The sequence below is a fragment of the Streptomyces sp. NPDC001450 genome (assembly GCF_053597295.1).
Map to the genome: position 1 here is coordinate 57,578 of NZ_JBSFHY010000012.1, position 18,947 is coordinate 76,524.

Consider the following 18,947-nt stretch of genomic DNA (forward strand, 5'->3'; position numbering starts at 1 on the left):
TCCGTGATGCTGCATCCCCCGGGAGGCAACCCCCGGACCCCCGGCCGCCCTGCAGCTCACTTCTCGAACCGGTACCCCATCCCCGGCTCCGTGATGCTGCATCCCCCGGGAGGCAACCCCCGGACCCCCGGCCGCCCTGCAGCTCACTTCTCGAACCGGTACCCCATCCCCGGCTCCGTGATGAAGTGCTTCGGGTGCGACGGGTCCGTCTCCAGCTTCCTGCGCAGCTGGGCCATGTACACCCGCAGGTAGTTGGTCTCCGTCCCGTACGACGGCCCCCACACCTCCTGCAGCAGCTGCTTCTGGCCGACCAGGCGGCCGGTGTTGCGGACCAGCACCTCCAGCAGGTGCCACTCGGTCGGGGTGAGCCGGACGTCCCTGCCGGAGCGGTTGACCTTCTTCGCGGCCAGGTCGACGGTGAAGCCCTCGGTCTCCACGGTCGTCACGTCGTCCTCGCCCGGCCCGACCGGCTCGGCCCGGCGTACGGCGGCCCGCAGCCGGGCCAGCAGCTCGTCCATGCCGAAGGGCTTGGTGACGTAGTCGTCGGCGCCCGCGTCCAGTGCCTCGACCTTCTCGTCCGAGGAGTGGCGGGCGGACAGGACCAGGATCGGGACTCGGGTCCAGCCGCGCAGCCCCTTGATCACCTCGACGCCGTCCATGTCCGGCAGACCCAGGTCGAGGACGACCACGTCGGGGTGGCGGGAGGCGGCGAGTTCGAGGGCGGTCCGGCCGTCGGGAGCCGCGTCGACCTCGTACTTACGCGCCTTGAGGTTGATCACGAGCGCGCGCACGATCTGCGGCTCGTCGTCGACCACGAGCACCCTCGTGGGGGTCTGGGGGGTCCCCCCAGTGGGGCTCAGCATTGGGTCTGCCTTTCCGGTTCTGTGCTGGACTCCCCGAGGGGGAGGGGCTCGGGACGCGATCCTGCCGCACGGAGGCTGAGCACCATGGTGAGCCCTCCGCCCGGCGTGTCCTCGGCGTTCAGGGTGCCGCCCATGGCCTCGGCGAAGCCGCGGGCGACCGCGAGGCCGAGGCCGACCCCGGCGCCGCGCGGGGCGTCGCCGTAGCGCTGGAAGGGCTCGAAGATACGGTCCTTCGCCTCGTCCGGGACCCCGGGCCCCCGGTCCACGACGCGCACCTCGACGCGGTCGGCTATGGCGCTGGCGGACACCAGGACGTGCTCTCCGGGCGGGCTGTACTTGACGGCGTTCTCCACCAGGTTGGCCACCGAGCGCTCCAGCAGCCCGGGGTCGACGGCGACCATGGGCAGCGTCTCGGGGACGTCCAGCTCGACGCTGTCCTCCGGTACGCCGCCCAGCGCCATCGGGACCACCTCGTCCACGTCGATCTCGCGGATGAGCGGGGTGACGGTGCCGGTCTGCAGCCGGGACATGTCGAGCAGGTTGCCCACGAGGTGGTCGAGCCGGTCGGCGCCCTCCTCGATGCCCTCCAGCAGCTCCGCCTGGTCCTCCTCGGACCAGGCCACGTCGTCGGAGCGCAGCGAGGAGACGGCGGCCTTGATCGCGGCGAGCGGGGTGCGCAGGTCGTGGCTGACGGCGGCCAGCAGGGCGGTGCGGATGCGGTTGCCCTCGGCGAGCGCCCGGGCCTGGTCGGCCTCCTCCTGGAGGCGCCGGCGGTCCAGCACCACCGCGGCCTGCGCGGCGAACGCGGCGAGCACCCGGCGGTCCTCGGCGGGCAGTACCCGGCCGGTGAGGGCGAGCGCCATGTGGTCGCCGATCGGCACGTCGACGTCGGCGTCCTCGGGCCGCTCCAGGGCCGGGCCGAATCCGGCGCGGCCCGCGCAGGTCCACGGCTCGACGTCGCTCGCCCGTTCCAGCAGGGCGGCCGACTCCATGCCGAAGGTCTCCCGGACCCGCTCCAGCAGCTCCTCCAGACCGGTCTCGCCGCGCAGCACGTTGCCGGCGAGGAAGGAGAGGATCTCGGACTCCGCGCGCAGCCGGGCGGCCTGGTGGGTGCGCCGGGCGGCGAGGTCCACCACCGAGGCGACCGACACGGCGACCCCGAAGAAGATCGCGATGGCGACGATGTTCTTGGGGTCGGCGATGGTGAGCCGGTGCAGGGGCGGGGTGTAGAAGTAGTTCAGCAGGAGCGAGCCGAAGGCCGCCGAGGCCAGGGCGGGCAGCAGACCGCCGAGGAGGGCCGCGGCGACGGTGACGGCCAGGAACAGCAGCATGTCGTTGGCGAGGCCGAGGTCGACGGTGTTCAGCCACACCGCCAGGATCGCCGGGCCGCCCAGACCCACCAGCCAGCCCGAGACGATCCGGGTCCGGCCGAGCCGCGCGCCCCGGGCCCCGGGCAGTCCGCGGCCCTTGGCGACCTCCTCGTGGGTGACGATGTGGACGTCGAGATCGGGGCCGGACTCCCGGGCGACCGTGGCGCCGACGCCGGGCCCGAAGACGTACTGCCAGGCCTTGCGGCGCGAGGAGCCGAGGACGATCTGGGTGGCGTTGACACCGCGCGCGAAGTCCAGCAGCGCGGCCGGTATGTCGTCGCCCACCACGTGGTGGAAGGTGCCGCCCAGATCCTCCACCAGGGTGCGCTGGACCGCCAGCTCCTTCGGGGAGGCCGAGGTCAGCCCGTCGCTGCGGGCTATGTAGACGGCCATGACCTCGCCGCCGGCGCCCTTCTCGGCGAGCCGTGCGGCCCGCCGGATCAGGGTGCGTCCTTCGGGGCCGCCGGTCAGCCCGACCACGATCCGCTCGCGCGAACCCCAGATCGTCGACACCCGGTGCTCGGTCCGGTACTCGGTCAGGTACTCGTCGACCCGGTCGGCCACCCACAGCAGCGCCAGCTCGCGCAGCGCGGTCAGGTTCCCGGGCCGGAAGTAGTTCGAGAGGGCCGCGTCGACCTTGTCCGGCTTGTAGATGTTCCCGTGCGCCATACGACGGCGCAGCGCCTCCGGCGACATGTCGACCAGCTCGATCTGGTCGGCCCGTCGTACGACCTCGTCGGGCACCGTCTCCCGCTGCCGCACCCCCGTGATCGACTCGACCACGTCGCCGAGCGACTCCAGGTGCTGGATGTTGACGGTCGAGATCACGTCGATCCCGGCCGTGAGCAGCTCCTCGACGTCCTGCCAGCGCTTGGCGTTGCGGGAGCCTGGGATGTTGGTGTGGGCGAGCTCGTCCACGAGGGCGACGGCGGGGGCGCGGCGCAGCACCGCGTCGACATCCATCTCGCCGAAGGTCGCGCCCCGGTACTCCAGCTCCCGGGGCGGTATCCGCTCCAGGCCGTGCAGCATCACCTCGGTACGCGGCCGGCCGTAGTGCTCGACATAGGCGACCACACAGTCGGTGCCCCGCTCCGCCCGGCGGTGCGCCTCGGACAGCATGGCGTAGGTCTTGCCCACGCCCGGTGCCGCGCCGAGGTAGATCCGAAGCTTGCCGCGTGCCATGGCCCCATTGTCTTCCGGTGACTGCTGCGTACGCAGCGTCGACCTTACGGCCAGCGATGCGAACAAAGGGGACTAAGGCCCGGTCAGCAGGGGTCTTTGACGCAACTCTGATGGAGGCCGAGGCGCTCAGCGCTCGACGATCTCCCCGTCGCCCAGCTCCAGCACCCGGTCGGCGAGGTCGAGCAGGGTCGCGTCGTGCGTGGCGACCAGCGCGGTGGCCCCCTCGCTGCGGACGACGGCCCGCAGCAGCTCCATGACCGCGTGGCCGGTCTCGGCGTCCAGCTGGCCGGTGGGCTCGTCGGCGACGATCAGGGCCGGGCGGTTCGCGAGGGCGCGGGCGATGGCGACGCGCTGCTGCTGGCCACCGGACAGCTCGCCCGGCCGCTGGGCCGCGTGGTCGGCGAGCCCGACGAGGGAGAGCAGCAGGTCGACGCGCTCCTCGCGCTCGCGTGGCTCGGCCCGGCGCAGCCGCAGCGGTACGCCGACGTTCTCGGCGGCGGTGAGGATCGGGATGAGCCCGAAGGACTGGAAGACGAACCCGATCCGGTCCCGGCGCAGCTCCAGCAGCCCGCTCTCGCCGAGCCCGGCCAGATCCTGCCCGTCGACCTCGACCCGACCCCGGTCAGGCGTGTCGAGTCCGCCGACGATGTTCAGCAGGGTGGTCTTGCCGGAGCCCGAGCGCCCCTTGAGGGCGACGAGCTCGCCGCGCGGCACCTCGAAGGAGACCCCGCGCAGGGCGTGGACGGCGGCGGCGCCGCGCCCGTACGACTTGTGGACGTCCTCGACGCGCACCATGGTCTCGGTGAGCACCTGACTCATTCCGCCTCCCCCGTGTCCCCCGTGTCCCCCGTGGGCCGGGCGCCAGTATCGCCGTGGGACGCCCGGCCGTTCAACGGTTGGGTTCGGGTTGTCGCCGTGGGTGAGGGTCTGCGGCCTCCATGCAGCACCGACGCCCACGAACACGACTGGGCCGCACCCCCGTCCGGGATGCGGCCCTTCGTCGTCGCGTTGTCAGCGGACCTCGGTGATCTCCGGTCCACGCTGCAGCTGGCCCATGCCGCCGGAGAAGCGCGAGCCCTCCTCCTGCTGGACGCCCTCGGGAACCATCTGGGCGTCGTTCGGCAGCTTGAGGACGATCGGGTCGCGGGGCGCCATCGGGCCCTCACCACGGACCACGACGGTGTCCCGGAAGATCTGCTCCAGCAGGCCGGCGACCTGCGGCTGCACGGCGGCCTGACCCGAGATCACACCGCGCAGGAACCAGCGCGGGCCGTCCACACCGACGAACCGCACAACCTGGAAGCCGCCGGTGCCGTCCGGCAGCTGTACCGGCACCTGGGCGCGCAGCTCCCAGCCCAGCGGACCCTCGACCTCGTCGACGATGCCGCCCTGCTGGGTGATGCCGCCCGCGATCTCCTCGCGGACCTCGCCCCAGATGCCCTCGCGCTTGGGCGCGGCGAAGGCCTGGAGCTGGATGGCGCTGTCGCGCAGCACGACGGTCGCCGCGACGATCGCGTCACCGGCGACCTCGACCCGCAGCTCCATGCCGTCTACGCCCGGCACGAAAACACCGCCGAGGTCCACGCGGCCCTCGCCCGGGTCGCGTACCTCGCTGCTGTCCCACGGCCCGTCGGGCCGGGGCTCGGGCTCCAGCCGGACGCGCTCGCGCTCGGCCTCTTCCTCGTCCGCCTCGGTGTCGACGCTGTCGACGACCTGCTCGGCCTCGCCGGCCGCGTCCTCGGCGGCACCCTTCTTCTTGCGACGTCCGAACACGTCACTGTCCTTCCCGGTCGGATACGACCGAAGCGTATCGATTCCCACCCGTCCCGCCGCCCATGGCGGCCGGACCGCTTGTGCCGCTTTCGCCGCCCACCGAGGCGTGGCCACCGGTGGACCCGAAGCCCCCTTCGGCCCGCGCCGAGCCGGGAAGTTCCGCCACCTCCTGGAAGCGGACCCTCTCGACCTGCTGGACGACCAGTTGGGCAATCCGGTCGAAGCGCTCGAACCGCACTGCCTCGCGCGGGTCGAGATTCACCACGATCACCTTGATCTCCCCACGGTACCCGGCATCAACCGTCCCCGGGGCATTCACGAGGGCGACACCGCAGCGGGCGGCGAGGCCCGAACGTGGGTGCACGAAGGCCGCGTACCCCTCCGGGAGGGCGATCGACACTCCCGTGGGCAGCACGGCCCGCTCACCGGGCTTCAGTTCGCAGGCCTCGGTGGTGCGCAGATCGGCTCCGGCGTCCCCGGGGTGTTCGTACGCCGGAAGCGGTACATCCGGGTCGACACGGCGGATCAGCACGTTCAGGGGGTCGCGGCGCAGCGGGGCGAGGGAGTGCTCGAAGGTCACGGGTTCACCTCGAAGGCGCGAGCACGGCGGATCTGGTCCGGGTCGCTCATGGCGGCCTGGATCTCCTCCTCGCGGCCGTGGTCGATGAAGTGGTCGACCTTCACCTCGATGAAGAGGGCGTCCGCACGGACGGCGACGGGCCCGTCGGGGCCGCCGATCCGGCCGGTCGCGGTGGAGTAGATCTTCCGCCCGGCCACGGCGGTGACCTCCGCCTCCAGGTACAGCGTGGTGTCCACCGGGACCGGCCGCACGAAGTCGGTCTCCAGCCGGCCGGTGACGGCGATGGTCCGCAGCAGCCAGTTCAGCGAGCCGAGGGTCTCGTCGAGGGCGCTGGCCAGCACTCCGCCGTGCGCGAGGCCGGGGGCGCCCTGGTGGGCGGGCCGGACGGTGAACCCGGCGGTCAGCGAGACGCCCTCGCCGGCACGCGCCTCCAGGTGCAGGCCGTGCGACTGCGCGGGGCCACAGCCGAAACAGTGTTCGTAGTGGGCGCCGAGAAGCTCGCCGGGTGCGGGAGCATCGGGGTGCCGTACCGGTTTCACCGCGTCGGCAGGGGGCTGAAGAGCTGCGGAACTACCACTCACAGGCGCAGACCTTACCCGCCCGCCCGTCACCCACCACCGCCCCACCCGACAGCGCTTCGCGCTGACTGCCCCGACTCCGGCGATATCCGGATACCGTGCCAAGCTTGGCCCCATGCAGCTCTCCGCCTCCCCCTACGAAGAACGCCTCACCGCCCCCCGCTCGTGGTGGCTGATCAGCTTCCTCGTGGGCGTCTCGTTCGCCCTGATCCTGCTCCCGTTCGGCACCCTGCCGCTGCTCGGCGGCCTGGTCGGGGGTACGGCCGCGGCCGCGGTGGTGGCCAGCGCATACGGCTCCCTGCGCATCCGCGTCGTGGGCGACTCCCTGATCGCGGGCGAGGCGAAGATCCCGGTGTCGGCGCTCGGGGACGCGGAGATCCTGGACCCGGAGGAGGCCCGGGCCTGGCGCACGTACAAGGCCGACACCCGCGCGTTCCTGCTGCTGCGCGCCTACATCCCCAGGGCTCTGCGCGTGGAGGTCACGGACCCGCAGGACCCGACGCCGTACCTGTACCTGTCGACGCGCGAGCCGGAACGGCTGGCTGCGGCCATCGAGGCGGCGAAGCACCAAGCGGCGGAGCAGGCGAAGGACCAGCAGGCATAACCGGGTGCGGGGGACGTCAGTCCCCCCAGTCCTCGGGAGGCTCGTCCAGCTTCAGGGGCCTCGCGGGCTTCTCCAGCGGCGGCAGCTCCGGCAGCGCGTCCCACGGCACCTGGATCTTCCGCAGGTCCGCCCGGACCCGCCCGGCGAGCTTCTTGGTGTCCCGGCGGTTCATGACCGCCCCCACCGCCGCGCCCACCATGAACGGCATGAGGCTGGGCAGGTCCCTGACCATCCGCTTCATGATCTGCTGACGCAGCTCGCGTTTCATCTGGCCCCCGAGGGCCGTGTTGACCGTCGACGGCTTCATCACGTCGATCCCGCGCTCCCCCGACCAGGAGGACAGATACGCGGTACTGCGGGCCATCAGGTTCCCCGGCGGCCGCACGCCGTACACCTCGTACAGCTCGGCGATCAGCTTGAGCTCGATCGCCGCGACCCCGGTGATCTCCGCGGCCAGCTCGGTCGGCATGGCCGGCGGCACCGGCAGCATCGCCGCAGCCCCGATCCCGGCCCCGACCGTCGAGGTCGCGCCGGCCGCGCCCGCCACGAGCTTGTCGGCGATCTCCTCGGGCCCGAGGCCCGGGAACTGCCCGCGCAGCATCGCGAGGTCGCGTACGGGGATACGCGGGGCGATCTCGATGATCCGGTCCGTGAGGTACGCCAGCCCCGCCCGCGCGCGGCTGCCGCCCATACGGGCACCTTCCCGGGCCAGAGCCCGGGCCTTGTCACGGATCACCGCGGCCCGTCGCCTGGCGACGGGCGCGGGCTGCCGCTCCGGCGTCGGCAGGCCTTCTGGGCCCGACGCCGGTTCGAGCGAGGCTCCCACACCGGGTGAGCCCCGCTCGTCGTCACGCGCGCCGTGCGGGCCGCCGTGCGGCCCCTTGTCCGCTCCCCGCAGGGGGAAGCGGCGCTTCCGTGGAGGGGTCGAGCCAGTCACGGCCGACCCGTCCTCAGTCGCAGTCGCGGCAGATCGGCTGACCGTTCTTCTCCCGGGCCAGCTGGCTGCGGTGGTGCACCAGGAAGCAGCTCATGCAGGTGAACTCGTCCTGCTGCTTGGGCAGCACACGGACGGCCAGCTCCTCGTTCGAGAGGTCGGCGCCCGGCAGTTCGAGGCCCTCGGCGGCCTCGAACTCGTCGACGTCCACCGCGGAGGTGGACTTGTCGTTCCGGCGAGCCTTCAGCTCTTCAAGGCTGTCCGAGTCGACGTCGTCGTCGGTCTTGCGTGGAGTGTCGTAATCGGTTGCCATGTCGCTCTCCCCCTCTGGGTGTCTGCGGTGTCTCCAGCGCACGTAACGCGTGAGAGGCCGGACTTGTGCCCGACCTGAGGCGGAGATTTTGCCTCACATCAAGGTCTGTTACTCAATCGACACCCAACCCGACCCCTCAAGAGTGATCGGCTTGGATGGCGGTGAGGACCGTACACGGTTCGAATGCCGCACCTCAAAGGCGCCTCATCGTGTACTTCCCGTGATCAAGAGCCCTGAAAACCAGGATTTTCCCGGCTTTACGGCCCCTGTCATGATCACGGAGAGTACATGGCCGGAAATCCGCCCATGTGATCGATCACACAGGGTCAACCTGATCGGGCGCCCAGAAAATTCCGCGCAAAGCGAACATCCTCCGCGTGTGTCGGATCCTTGTCACAGCGGCAGGGTGACGCGCATCACCAGGCCGCCGCCCTCGCGGGGCTGCGCCACGATGTGGCCGCCGTGCGCGCGGGCCACGGACCGGACGATGGACAGGCCGAGGCCCACCCCCTTGTCGCTCCCCGTGCGCTCCGTTCGGAGCCGTCTGAAGGGCTCGAAGAGGTTGTCGATCTCGTACGCCGGCACGACCGGCCCGGTGTTCGAGACGGTCAGCACAGCCTGCCCGTGCTCTACCTCCGTGGTCACCTCGACCCAGCCGTTCTCGGCCACGTTGTAGCGCACGGCGTTCTGTACGAGGTTCAGCGCGATCCTCTCCAGCAGCACGCCGTTGCCCTGCACCACGGCGGGTTTGCGCTCACCGCGGATCTTGACGCCCTTGGCCTGCGCTTCGCCGTGCACCTGGTCGATGGCCTGGCCGGCCACCTCGGCGAGGTCGACCGGTTTGCGCTCGACGATCTGGTTGTCGCTGCGGGCGAGCAGCAGCAGGCCCTCCACCAGCTGCTCGCTGCGCTCGTTGGTGGCCAGCAGCGTCCTGCCGAGCTGCTGCAGCTCCACGGGGGCGTTCGGATCGGACAGGTGCACTTCCAGGAGCGTGCGGTTGATCGCGAGCGGTGTGCGCAGCTCGTGGGAGGCGTTGCCGACGAAGCGCTGCTGGGCCGTGAAGGCGCGCTCCAGGCGCTCCAGCATGTCGTCGAAGGTGTCCGCCAGCTCCTTCAGCTCGTCGTCCGGGCCGTCCAGCTCGATCCGGCGGGACAGATCGGATCCGGCCACCTGGCGCGCGGTGCGGGTGATGCGGCCGAGCGGGGAGAGCACGCGGCCGGCCATCGCGTAGCCGAACGCGAAGGCGATCACGGCGAGGCCCAGCAGGGCCAGCAGCGAGCGGCTGAGCAGGTCGTCCAGGGCCGACCGGCGCCGCTGGTCGACGCAGTGGCTGATCGCGTCGTTGAAGTCCTGGAGCGACAGACCGGACGTGTTGCCGGCCATGTTGATCGCGGGGCAGTAGTCGCTGGTGATCTTCAACTGGGAGCCCTGCGAGAAGCTGACGATCCTGAACGGCGGCATGTTGCCGGTGGTGATCGCCTGCGCGGCCAGCAGGTAGATGATCGACAGCAGCAGGATGCCGGCGATCAGGAACATGCCGCCGTACAGCAGCGTGAGCCGTATCCGGATGGTCGGGCGCAGCCATGGGAAGGGGGGCTGCGGCCGCCGGGGGTCCCAGGTGGGTTTCGGGGGCGCCTGGGCCGACGTGGGTGTCGTGGCCACGGCGGATCAGATCCGGTAGCCGGAGCCGGGCACGGTGACGATCACGGGCGGTTCGCCGAGCTTGCGGCGCAGCGTCATGACCGTCACACGGACCACGTTGGTGAACGGGTCGGTGTTCTCGTCCCAGGCCTTCTCCAGCAGCTGCTCGGCCGAGACGACCGCGCCCTCGCTGCGCATCAGCACCTCCAGGACCGCGAACTCCTTGGGCGCGAGCTGGACCTCCTTGCCGTCGCGGAAGACCTCGCGGCGGTTGGGGTCGAGCTTGATACCGGCGCGCTCCAGGACCGGGGGCAGAGGCACGCTCGTACGGCGTCCGAGGGCGCGCACGCGCGCGATCAGCTCACTGAACGCGAACGGCTTGGGGAGATAGTCGTCGGCGCCGATCTCCAGGCCCTCGACGCGGTCGCTCACGTCGCCGGACGCGGTGAGCATGAGCACGCGCGTGGCCATGCCCAGCTCCACGATCTTGCGGCAGACGTCGTCGCCGTGCACGAGCGGGAGGTCGCGGTCGAGGACGACCACGTCGTAGTCGTTGACGCCGATGCGCTCCAGGGCGGCCGCACCGTCGTACACGACGTCGACGGCCATGGCCTCCCGGCGCAGTCCGGTGGCCACCGCATCGGCGAGCAGTTGCTCGTCCTCGACGACGAGTACGCGCACGTCGCTTGTCCTTCCTGTGTCCACCCGCGTAGCGCCCGGTGAGCGCGCGCGAGCAGGGGTGTCCGTGGGATGTGACCTCCATCCTGCCCTTTTCGGCCATAAGTCGGCTGTAAGGCGGGGTCCCGGCCGCAGGGATCCGGCTCCCGGGGCGGGAATGCGGGATTTTCTCCGGCGGTTGAGGTTTCCGCGGAAGGGCGTGGGGGGAGGACGGCTTTACACCCCGCGATCACGCTCTGCATGTGCCGCAACACCATGCGGTACGTCACAGTTCGCTTCCGCAGAGCGGACGTGGATGTCCGGCACCGTCGCCGCCCGGCAGGGCAGCGCTGGGCACCCGCGAGAGACGTGATCGCCCCTTCCGAACGGCACACCCCCGTGCCACCGACCCACGACCCAGGACGAGGGGGCGCAGCATGGACGCATTCACCGCAGGACTTCTGCAGCGCATAAGGGCGACCGAGTCCGACCTGTCGCGGGCTCGTGACGAGGGCGACGACTTCCTCGCCGAGGTGGAGCAGGCAGAGCTCGACGACCTGCGCCGCCTCGCCGCCGAACACGGTGTGGAGGTCGGCGCGTCACGCGTCTGATCGGCCCGCAGCACAACAGCGGAACCCCCCGGCGAATCCAGCGCCGGGGGGTTCCGTCGTTCTTTCTCCCGCGTCGGCGCGGGCCCGTCAGTCGTGCCAGGCCCCAAGCTCCTCCAGCAGGCGCTGAAGGGGCTCGAAGACGCCCGGTGTACCCGCGACCGTCAGATCACGTGACGGGCGCTCTCCGGGCCGTCCACCGGTCAGCGCGCCCGCCTCCCGCGCGATCAGGTCCCCGGCGCCGAAGTCCCAGGCGTTGAGTCCCCGCTCGTAGTACCCGTCCAGCCGGCCGCAGGCCACGTCGCACAGGTCGACCGCGGCCGACCCACTGCGCCGGATGTCCCGCAGCAGCGGGATCAGCCGGCCGGCCACCTCGGCCTGGTGGGCGCGGACCTCGGCGACGTAGTTGAAGCCCGTGGAGACCAGCGCCTGGTCCAGCGGGGGCGCGGGGCGGCAGGACAGCGCCCGCTCGCCCTCCCATGCGCCCCTGGCCCAGGCACCGCCGCCGCGCACCGCGTGGTACGTCTCGCCGCGCATCGGTGCCGCGACGACCCCGACGACGGTCTCGCCGTCCTGCTCGGCCGCGATGGACACGGCCCAGGTCGGCAGCCCGTACAGGTAGTTGACGGTGCCGTCGAGCGGGTCGATCACCCAGCGGACGCCGCTCGTGCCCTCGGTGTCGGCGCCCTCCTCACCGAGGAAGCCGTCGGCCGGGCGGCGGTCGGAGATCAGGCCGGTGATCAGCTTCTCCGCCGCGATGTCCATCTCGGTGACGACGTCGATCGGGCTCGACTTGGTCCTGGCCACCGCCAGGTCGGCGGGGCGGCCGTCACGCAGCAGCTCGCCGGCCCGGCGGGCGGCCTCCTGGGCCAGGTCGAGCAGTTCCCTGTGCAGGGCGTCGGTCACGGGTCTCCTCACGCGTAGAGAGTGTCTTCTGGATCAGGTCGGCGGAAAGCGACGGCGCGTTGGCGCCGGCCTGAGCGGGGTCTGGTGCGTGCAGCTGCAAGGCGGAGGAGGGCGTCGACGCGATGGGGGTCCCCCCGCGCGAGCGCAGCCGAGCGTGGGGGAGTCGGCAACCGACGACAACGCGGCAGATGCGCGTGCCAGACCCCGCGTCGCCGGCATGGTCCATACGACACCCCCTAAGGGCTGTCGGCGCCCGCGGCGGCCGGGTGGGGGGCACGGGCCGGGCAGCAGCCGACCGGGCAGAGGTTGTGGCTCGCGCCGAGCGCGCCCAGGGCGCAGGGCGTGACCTCCTGCCCGCGCTCCACGGCGGCCCGCTCCAGGATCAGCTCGCGGATCGCCGCGGCGAACCGCGGGTCGGCGCCCACGGTGGCCGAGCGGCGCACCGGCAGGCCCAGCTCCCCGGCCTTGGCCGTGGCCTCGGTGTCGAGGTCGTAGAGGACCTCCATGTGGTCCGAGACGAAGCCGATGGGCGCCATGACGACGGCCGGGGCGCCGGCGGCGTGCCGCTCCTCGAGGTGGTCGCAGATGTCCGGCTCCAGCCAGGGGATGTGCGGGGCGCCGGAGCGGGACTGGTAGACGAGCTGCCAGGGGTGGTCGACGCCGGTACGCTCACGGACCGCGTCGGCGATCAGCTGGGCCACGTCCAGGTGCTGCTCGACGTACGCGCCGCCCTCACCGTGGGCCTCGACCGGGCCGGAGGTGTCGGCCGCGGCGGTCGGGATGGAGTGGGTGCTGAAGGCGATGTGGGCGCCGTCGCGGACGTCCTCGGGGAGGTCGGCGAGGGAGCGCAGCACGCCGTCGACCATGGGCTCGACGAAGCCGGGGTGGTTGAAGTAGTGCCGCAGCTTGTCGATCTTCGGCAGGTCGAGGCCCTCGGCCTGCAGGGCGGCCAGCGCGTCGGCGAGGTTCTCGCGGTACTGGCGGCAGCCCGAGTAGGAGGCGTAGGCGCTGGTGGCGAGCACCAGGATGCGGCGCCGGCCGTCGGCGACCATCTCGCGCAGGGTGTCCGTCAGGTACGGCGCCCAGTTGCGGTTGCCCCAGTAGACCGGCAGGTCCAGGCCGTGCTCGGCGAAGTCCTTGTGCAGGGCTTCCAGCAGGGCGCGGTTCTGGCCGTTGATCGGGCTGACCCCGCCGAACTGGAAGTAGTGCTGCCCGACTTCCTTGAGCCGTTCCTTGGGGATGCCACGTCCACGCGTGACGTTCTCCAGGAACGGGACCACGTCGTCGGGGCCTTCGGGGCCGCCGAACGAGAGCAGGAGCAGGGCGTCGTACGGGGTGGCATCGAGCGCGTCTGGCATGGGTCGATCCTGCCACCCGGCTCCGACAACCGGGCAACAGCGAGGTGAAGAGTCGAGTTCCAGTCGGTTTAGTCCGGTATTTCCAGCTGTGATTCCTGATGCAATTAGGGTCACCTAACTCGTAAGCTGTATCAGCCGCATTCGCACCTTACCCATGCCCGGAGACCACGTGCCCAGCCCTTACCGCGCCCTGTTCGCCGAGCCCGGCACCAAGAGCTTCTCCGCCGCGGGTTTCCTCGGCCGGATGCCGCTGTCGATGATGGGCATCGGCGTGGTCACGATGGTCTCCCAGCTCACCGGGCGCTACGGCCTCGCGGGCGCGCTGTCGGCCACCATCGCCCTGTCCGCCGCCGCGATCGGGCCGCAGATATCCCGGCTGGTGGACCGACACGGCCAGCGCCGGGTGCTGCGGCCCGCGACCCTGGTGGCGCTCCTGGCGGCCGCCGGGCTGCTGCTCACCGCGCATCTCGAGTGGCCGGACCGGATGCTGTTCGTCTGCGCGGCCGGCATCGGCACGGTGCCGAGCCTGGGCGCGATGATCCGGGCCCGCTGGGCGGCCCTGTACCGGGGCACGCCGAAGCTGCACACCGCCTACTCGTTCGAGTCGGTGGTGGACGAGGTGTGTTTCATCTTCGGGCCGATCATCTCCATCGGCTTGTCCACGGCCTGGTTCCCGGAGGCGGGCCCCCTGCTGGCGGCCTGCTTCCTGGCCGTCGGCGTCTTCTGGCTGACCGCCCAGCGCGCCACCGAGCCGGAGCCGCACCCGCGCGAGCGGCACAGCGGCGGCAGCGCGCTGCGCTCGGCCGGGCTCCAGGTCCTGGTGGCGACGTTCGTGGCCACGGGAACGATCTTCGGGGCGGTCGACGTTGTCACCGTCGCCTTCGCCGACGAGCACGGTCACAAGGCGGCCGCGAGCGTGGTGCTGGCGCTGTACGCGGCCGGTTCCTGCGTCGCCGGCATCGTCTTCGGGCTGCTGCGCTTCTCGGGAGCACCGGAACGTCGCTGGCTGCTGGGCGTGGGGGCGATGGCCGTGAGTATGATCCCCCTCCTACTGGTCGGAAACTTGCCGCTTCTGGCCGTGGCGCTGTTCGTTGCGGGGCTGTCCATCGCACCGACGATGATCACGACGATGTCCCTCATCGAAGAGCACGTACCTCGCGCGAAGCTGACCGAGGGCATGACCTGGGTGAGCACCGGCCTCGCGGTCGGCGTCGCGCTCGGCTCCTGCGCAGCCGGCTGGGTGATCGACGCAGCCGGCGCGCGTGCCGGGTACGGGGTTCCGGTCGTGTCCGGAGCCGTCGCGGTCGCGGTCGGTTTTCTCGGGTACCGCCGGCTCCGCAAGCCGGCCGCGGGTCGGGGAGGCACCGTTGAGCACCACAGCGAGCGCGAAGAACGGCACCTGGCGTAACTGGGGTGGCAATGTCGCCGCCCGCCCCGCCCGGCAGGTCGAGCCGGCCTCGGTGGAGGAACTGGCCGCAGCCGTGCGCAAGGCGGCCGAGGACGGCCTGAAGGTGAAGGCGGTCGGCACCGGGCACTCCTTCACGTCCATCGCCGCCACCGACGGTGTGTTGATCCGCCCTCAACTGTTGACCGGCATTCGCAACATTGACCGGGACGCCATGACCGTCACGGTCGAGGCGGGCACCCCGCTCAAGCGACTCAACGCGGTCCTGGCGCGCGAGGGCCTGTCGCTCGCCAACATGGGCGACATCATGGAGCAGACCGTCTCGGGGGCCACCAGCACCGGCACCCACGGCACGGGCCGCGAGTCGGGCTCCATCGCCGCCCAGATCAGAGCACTCGAACTCGTCACCGCCGACGGCTCGGTGCTGAGCTGCTCCGAGAAGGGGACCGAAGAAGAACGCGCGGTCTTCGCTGCGGCCCGGATAGGTCTCGGCGCGCTCGGCATCGTCACCGCGATCACCTTCGCCGTCGAGCCGCTCTTCCTGCTCACCGCGCGCGAGGAGCCGATGTCCTTCGAGCGGGTGCTGGCCGAGTTCGACCAGCTGTGGGCCGAGAACGAGCACTTCGAGTTCTACTGGTTCCCGCACACCGGCAACACCAACACCAAGCGGAACAACCGCAGCGCGGGCCCCGAGCAGCCCGTGGGGCAGCTGGCCGGGTGGTTCGAGGACGAGTTCCTCTCCAACGGCGTCTTCCAGGTGGCCCAGTGGGTCGGCCGCGCCGCCCCCGCGACCATTCCGACGATCGCCCGGATCTCCAGCAAGGCGCTGTCCGCGCGGACGTACACCGACATCCCCTACAAGGTCTTCACCTCGCCGCGCCGGGTGCGCTTCGTGGAGATGGAGTACGCCGTCCCGCGCGCGGCCCTGACGGACACGCTGCGCGAACTGAAGGCCATGGTCGACCGCTCCGGCCTGCGCGTCAGCTTCCCGGTCGAGGTGCGCACCGCCCCGGCCGACGACATCACCCTGTCCACCGCCTCCGGCCGGGACAGCGCGTACATCGCCGTCCACATGTTCCGGGGCACCCCGTACCAGGCCTACTTCACCGCCGCCGAGCGCATCTTCACGGCGCACGAGGGCCGGCCGCACTGGGGCAAGGTGCACACGCGGGACGCGGAGTACTTCGCCGAGGTGTACCCGCGCTTCGGCGAGTTCACGGCGTTGCGGGACCGTCTCGACCCGGAACGGCTGTTCCAGAACGACTACTTGCGGAGGGTTCTGGGGGCGTAGGCGTCGCCGTGGATCCGCTGGCGTGGGGGGTCGGGGCGGCCGGGTCGCCGCTCGGCTCCCGGTTCGCCGAGTCGCTCGGCGGTCGCGCTGTCAGCCGTACCGCCACCGCCGGCACCCGTCGACGGTGCGTCCGAATATGGAGAGTGGGCCGAAGGAGCCGAAGGGGCCGCGCCCTCACCGGATTTCGAGGAGAATGGGCCCCGTCCGCCGACGGCGTCACACTGACCGCCATGGCGATACCGAAGGCCAGAGCGGCCGCGAGGACCGGGCGCTTCCAGCTCTTCACCCGTGCGCGGCAGACGGTCCCCTCGGTGAACTCGCCCGGAGCCGGTGGCACTTGATCGCCGGACTCCCGCCTCTCTGCCGGGTAGGGCCCGTGGCCTCCCGGATCTGTTCCCCGGCCCGCCGGAAGCCTTCCTTTCCCGTACTTGAAGGACTTGATGGATCGACTGCGCCGGAAAGGGACGTACGGACGAAACCTTTAGTTCCGTTTCTGGGGATTGCGTGAAGTTCGCCACGTTCATGATCGGCAAACCGGGTCGCGTAAGGCCAAGTCGCATCCCTTGCCAGAAGTTGGGCGGCGCGCCAATCCACGCACGTGGTCCAAATGGAGTACTGTTGCGAGCCCTGGGTCCGGTCTCCCACCAGGGTGTCCGCGGCCTTGCAGGACCGCCGGGAGGGGGCTTGTTGCACAGGGTGATGAAGTTCGTCACTTAGCGTTGCGAATAGGTAACCGTGCCATAACGGCGACCCAGGGCCCGTGCCCGACACGCCGGGCAACTCGGCAAGGTTGTGGCAGGCTGCACCCGGGCAGGCCACACTCGACTAGCGGAAGCAGCGACGCACGTGACGTCGGCAGGCACCACCCGGGAGGTCCCCATGCCCGAACTGCGTGTCGTGGCCGTCTCGAATGACGGCACACGGCTGGTGCTCAAGGCTGCCGACTCTACGGAGTACACGCTTCCGATCGACGAACGGCTGCGCGCCGCCGTGCGCGGCGACCGGCCACGCCTCGGTCAGATCGAGATCGAGGTGGAGAGCCATCTCCGCCCCCGCGACATCCAGGCCCGCATACGTGCGGGTGCCACCGCGGAAGAGGTGGCCCAGCTCGCCGGCATCCCCGTCGACCGGGTGCGACGCTTCGAGGGTCCGGTACTGGCCGAGCGCGCCTTCATGGCCGAGCGGGCCCGCAAGACCCCGGTCCGCCGCCCCGGCGAGAACTCCGGCCCGCTGCTCGGCGAGACCGTCCAGGAGCGGCTGCTGTTGCGCGGTGCCGAGAAGGACACCGTGCAGTGGGACTCCTGGCGTCGCGACGACGGCACCTGGGAAGTCCTCCTCGTCTACCGGGTCGCGGGCGAACCGCACTCGGCGAGCTGGACCTACGACCCGCCCAGGCGGCTCGTCCAGGCCGTGGACGACGAGGCGCGCTCCCTGATCGGCGAGTCCGACGACCTCGCCGTACCGGAGCCGAGTTTCCCGTTCGTCCCGCGCATCGCCCGGCTGCCGCGCGAGCGTTCGATGGACCGTGCCCTCGACCGGGGCGACCGGGAGCGGCCGAGCCTGCCGGCTCAGTCCTCCGAGCCCGCCGAGGAGAGCACGGGCGAACGCGATTCGCTCACCAGCCTGTTGGAGGCCGTGCCGAGTTTCCGGGGCGACCTGGTGGTCCCGGAACGGCCCGCGGAGTCCACGGAGGAGCCCGCCGAGGAACCTGCGGCGGAGGAGCCCCCGGCGCCCGCCGCCTCGGCCGGCTCCGCCTACGCGGACGTTCTCATGCCGCGCTCGGTGGGCAGCCACCGCGACCGGCTCATCGGTGCCACCGACCGCCAGGCCGAGGCCGACGGCGTCCGCCCCGGCCGTCGCGCCGCGGTACCGAGCTGGGACGAGATCGTGTTCGGGACCCGGCGCAAGAAGCAGGAGTAAACCGGCCGTACGGCCGTATGAAGTGGGGGCACGCCTGCGTGCCCCCACTTCTTCCGTTGCCTACTGCGGGTCCGGACCCACCGCGACCGGACGAGACGGGTCCGAGGACCACTCCGACCAGGAGCCGACGTACAGCTGCGCCGGGACGCCCGCGACCGCGAGAGCCAGCACCTCGTGCGCGCCCGAGACGCCCGAGCCGCAGTAGACGCCCACCGGCGCCTCCTCGGACACGCCCAGGGCCTTGAAGCGGTCCCGGAGGTCCGCCGCGGGCAGGAAACGGCCGTCCGGGCCCACGTTCTCGTTCGTCGGCGCCGACACCGCGCCCGGGATGTGCCCGCCGACCCGGTCGATCGGCTCCACCTCGCCGCGGTACCGCTCCCCCGCGCGCGCGTCGAGCAGCACGCCCGAGCGGGCCAGGGCGGCGGCCCCGGCCGCGTCGAGCAACCCGGCCGCGTCGGGCGCCGGTTCGAAGTCTCCCTCCGCCGGGTCGGGTACCTCCGTCGACAGCGGACCCCGCCAGGCCGGCAACCCGCCGTCGAGGACCCGCACGTCCGGGTGACCCGTCCAGCGCAGCAGCCACCACGCGCGCGCCGCCGCCCAGCCCTGTCCGCCGTCGTAGACGACGACCGGACGGCGGGCCGACACGCCCGCGCGGCGCATGGCCGCGCCGAACTCCTCGAGGTCGGGCAGCGGATGGCGACCGTGTTCCCCGGGGGCCGAGGCCAGCTCCCGGTCCAGGTCGACGAAGACCGCGCCGGGGAGGTGCCCGGCCGTGTACTCGGCCCGGCCGTCGAAGGCGGGGGCGCCCGCGGCCTTGGCCATGGTCAGCTGCCAGCGGACGTCCAGCAGGACGGGCGGGCGCCCCCCGGTCAGGTCGGCGGCGAGTTCGGTTGCGGTGATGATGGCTGTCATGGGGTCCATCCTTACGTCAGGGGTGGCCGAGGCGTCCAGGTCCGGCTACTCT

At 71.6% G+C, this 18,947-nt stretch carries 18 protein-coding genes; 5 read left to right on the plus strand and 13 right to left on the minus strand.

All coding sequences use genetic code 11. The annotated features are described in order from the left end of the window. Positions 1 to 143: 143 nt before the first annotated feature. The 6 genes from ACWC5O_RS15560 to ACWC5O_RS15585 all read right to left on the minus strand — a co-directional run bounded on the left by ACWC5O_RS15560 (position 144) and on the right by ACWC5O_RS15585 (position 6,349). A complete protein-coding gene (locus ACWC5O_RS15560) occupies positions 144 to 863 on the minus strand; it encodes a response regulator (RefSeq protein WP_450587031.1) in 720 nt (239 codons plus the stop codon). Then, positions 857 to 3,415 (minus strand): ATP-binding protein, encoded by a 2,559-nt coding sequence (locus ACWC5O_RS15565; RefSeq protein ID WP_450587030.1) that lies wholly within the window; start codon positions 3,413 to 3,415, stop codon positions 857 to 859. The genes ACWC5O_RS15560 and ACWC5O_RS15565 overlap by 7 nt, the downstream gene beginning before the upstream one ends. 126 nt (positions 3,416 to 3,541) lie before the next feature. Next, positions 3,542 to 4,234, minus strand: coding sequence for an ABC transporter ATP-binding protein (locus ACWC5O_RS15570; RefSeq protein ID WP_450587028.1), 693 nt, complete (start codon positions 4,232 to 4,234; stop codon positions 3,542 to 3,544). Between the two features lie 192 nt (positions 4,235 to 4,426). Continuing rightward, the gene (locus ACWC5O_RS15575) at positions 4,427 to 5,188 is read right to left on the minus strand and encodes a DUF3710 domain-containing protein (RefSeq protein WP_386575855.1); all 762 of its coding nucleotides are present in this window, start codon (positions 5,186 to 5,188) and stop codon (positions 4,427 to 4,429) included. A gap of 1 nt (position 5,189) precedes the next feature. Beyond that, the gene (dut, locus tag ACWC5O_RS15580) at positions 5,190 to 5,741 is read right to left on the minus strand and encodes a dUTP diphosphatase (RefSeq protein ID WP_390855243.1); all 552 of its coding nucleotides are present in this window, start codon (positions 5,739 to 5,741) and stop codon (positions 5,190 to 5,192) included. A 23-nt stretch (positions 5,742 to 5,764) separates the two neighbouring features. After that, positions 5,765 to 6,349 carry a PaaI family thioesterase gene (locus ACWC5O_RS15585; RefSeq protein WP_450587027.1) on the minus strand — a complete coding sequence of 195 codons (585 nt, stop codon included), beginning with the start codon at positions 6,347 to 6,349 and terminating at the stop codon, positions 5,765 to 5,767. Positions 6,350 to 6,461: 112 nt separating this feature from the next. On the opposite strand from ACWC5O_RS15585, the gene ACWC5O_RS15590 reads away from it, so the two are divergent. Continuing rightward, the gene (locus tag ACWC5O_RS15590) at positions 6,462 to 6,950 is read left to right on the plus strand and encodes a DUF3093 domain-containing protein (protein ID WP_450587026.1); all 489 of its coding nucleotides are present in this window, start codon (positions 6,462 to 6,464) and stop codon (positions 6,948 to 6,950) included. A 16-nt stretch (positions 6,951 to 6,966) separates the two neighbouring features. Here ACWC5O_RS15590 and ACWC5O_RS15595 read toward each other — a convergent pair whose 3' ends face one another. From ACWC5O_RS15595 to ACWC5O_RS15610, 4 genes are all read right to left on the minus strand, one after another. Continuing rightward, entirely contained in the window at positions 6,967 to 7,887 is a 921-nt protein-coding gene (locus tag ACWC5O_RS15595) for a hypothetical protein (RefSeq protein WP_450587025.1), read from the minus strand. Between the two features lie 13 nt (positions 7,888 to 7,900). After that, the gene (locus ACWC5O_RS15600) at positions 7,901 to 8,197 is read right to left on the minus strand and encodes a DUF4193 domain-containing protein (RefSeq protein WP_005481602.1); all 297 of its coding nucleotides are present in this window, start codon (positions 8,195 to 8,197) and stop codon (positions 7,901 to 7,903) included. Between the two features lie 393 nt (positions 8,198 to 8,590). Further along, on the minus strand, positions 8,591 to 9,859 hold the full coding sequence (locus tag ACWC5O_RS15605; protein WP_450587023.1) for a sensor histidine kinase: 1,269 nt from the start codon (positions 9,857 to 9,859) through the stop codon (positions 8,591 to 8,593). Between the two features lie 6 nt (positions 9,860 to 9,865). Then, positions 9,866 to 10,519 carry a response regulator transcription factor gene (locus tag ACWC5O_RS15610; protein ID WP_130438183.1) on the minus strand — a complete coding sequence of 218 codons (654 nt, stop codon included), beginning with the start codon at positions 10,517 to 10,519 and terminating at the stop codon, positions 9,866 to 9,868. 413 nt (positions 10,520 to 10,932) lie between these two features. On the opposite strand from ACWC5O_RS15610, the gene ACWC5O_RS15615 reads away from it, so the two are divergent. After that, positions 10,933 to 11,106 (plus strand): hypothetical protein, encoded by a 174-nt coding sequence (locus ACWC5O_RS15615; RefSeq protein ID WP_186581674.1) that lies wholly within the window; start codon positions 10,933 to 10,935, stop codon positions 11,104 to 11,106. A gap of 87 nt (positions 11,107 to 11,193) precedes the next feature. On the opposite strand, the gene ACWC5O_RS15620 is transcribed toward ACWC5O_RS15615, so the two are convergent. Together ACWC5O_RS15620 and ACWC5O_RS15625 are read right to left on the minus strand one after the other, a co-directional pair. Then, complete coding sequence (locus tag ACWC5O_RS15620) at positions 11,194 to 12,009, minus strand: inositol monophosphatase family protein (RefSeq protein WP_450587021.1); 816 nt, start codon at positions 12,007 to 12,009, stop codon at positions 11,194 to 11,196. 236 nt (positions 12,010 to 12,245) lie between these two features. Then, the gene (locus ACWC5O_RS15625) at positions 12,246 to 13,367 is read right to left on the minus strand and encodes a ferrochelatase (protein ID WP_450587020.1); all 1,122 of its coding nucleotides are present in this window, start codon (positions 13,365 to 13,367) and stop codon (positions 12,246 to 12,248) included. A gap of 169 nt (positions 13,368 to 13,536) precedes the next feature. On the opposite strand from ACWC5O_RS15625, the gene ACWC5O_RS15630 reads away from it, so the two are divergent. From ACWC5O_RS15630 to sepH, 3 genes are all read left to right on the plus strand, one after another. Further along, positions 13,537 to 14,775: an MFS transporter gene (locus tag ACWC5O_RS15630; RefSeq protein WP_450587018.1), complete on the plus strand. Its 1,239-nt coding sequence runs from the start codon at positions 13,537 to 13,539 to the stop codon at positions 14,773 to 14,775. Then, positions 14,735 to 16,063, plus strand: a complete 1,329-nt coding sequence (locus ACWC5O_RS15635) for a D-arabinono-1,4-lactone oxidase (protein WP_450587016.1) — start codon at positions 14,735 to 14,737, stop codon at positions 16,061 to 16,063. The genes ACWC5O_RS15630 and ACWC5O_RS15635 overlap by 41 nt, the downstream gene beginning before the upstream one ends. Positions 16,064 to 16,942: 879 nt before the next feature. Next, the gene (gene sepH, locus ACWC5O_RS15640; protein ID WP_450587015.1) at positions 16,943 to 17,983 is read left to right on the plus strand and encodes a septation protein SepH; all 1,041 of its coding nucleotides are present in this window, start codon (positions 16,943 to 16,945) and stop codon (positions 17,981 to 17,983) included. Between the two features lie 60 nt (positions 17,984 to 18,043). Here the strand turns inward: sepH and ACWC5O_RS15645 are convergent, their stop codons facing one another. Continuing rightward, positions 18,044 to 18,895, minus strand: coding sequence for a sulfurtransferase (locus ACWC5O_RS15645; protein ID WP_450587013.1), 852 nt, complete (start codon positions 18,893 to 18,895; stop codon positions 18,044 to 18,046). Positions 18,896 to 18,947: the final 52 nt, after the last annotated feature.

Bases quoted from the DNA above. Each gene is read 5' to 3' on its own strand.
- ACWC5O_RS15560 (WP_450587031.1), bottom strand. From the start codon at position 863: ATGCTGAGCCCCACTGGGGGGACCCCCCAGACCCCCACGAGGGTGCTC.
- ACWC5O_RS15565 (WP_450587030.1), bottom strand. From the start codon at position 3,415: ATGGCACGCGGCAAGCTTCGGATCTACCTCGGCGCGGCACCGGGCGTG.
- ACWC5O_RS15570 (WP_450587028.1), bottom strand. From the start codon at position 4,234: ATGAGTCAGGTGCTCACCGAGACCATGGTGCGCGTCGAGGACGTCCAC.
- ACWC5O_RS15590 (WP_450587026.1), top strand. From the start codon at position 6,462: ATGCAGCTCTCCGCCTCCCCCTACGAAGAACGCCTCACCGCCCCCCGC.
- ACWC5O_RS15600 (WP_005481602.1), bottom strand. From the start codon at position 8,197: ATGGCAACCGATTACGACACTCCACGCAAGACCGACGACGACGTCGAC.
- ACWC5O_RS15615 (WP_186581674.1), top strand. From the start codon at position 10,933: ATGGACGCATTCACCGCAGGACTTCTGCAGCGCATAAGGGCGACCGAG.
- ACWC5O_RS15625 (WP_450587020.1), bottom strand. From the start codon at position 13,367: ATGCCAGACGCGCTCGATGCCACCCCGTACGACGCCCTGCTCCTGCTC.
- sepH (WP_450587015.1), top strand. From the start codon at position 16,943: ATGCCCGAACTGCGTGTCGTGGCCGTCTCGAATGACGGCACACGGCTG.
- ACWC5O_RS15645 (WP_450587013.1), bottom strand. From the start codon at position 18,895: ATGACAGCCATCATCACCGCAACCGAACTCGCCGCCGACCTGACCGGG.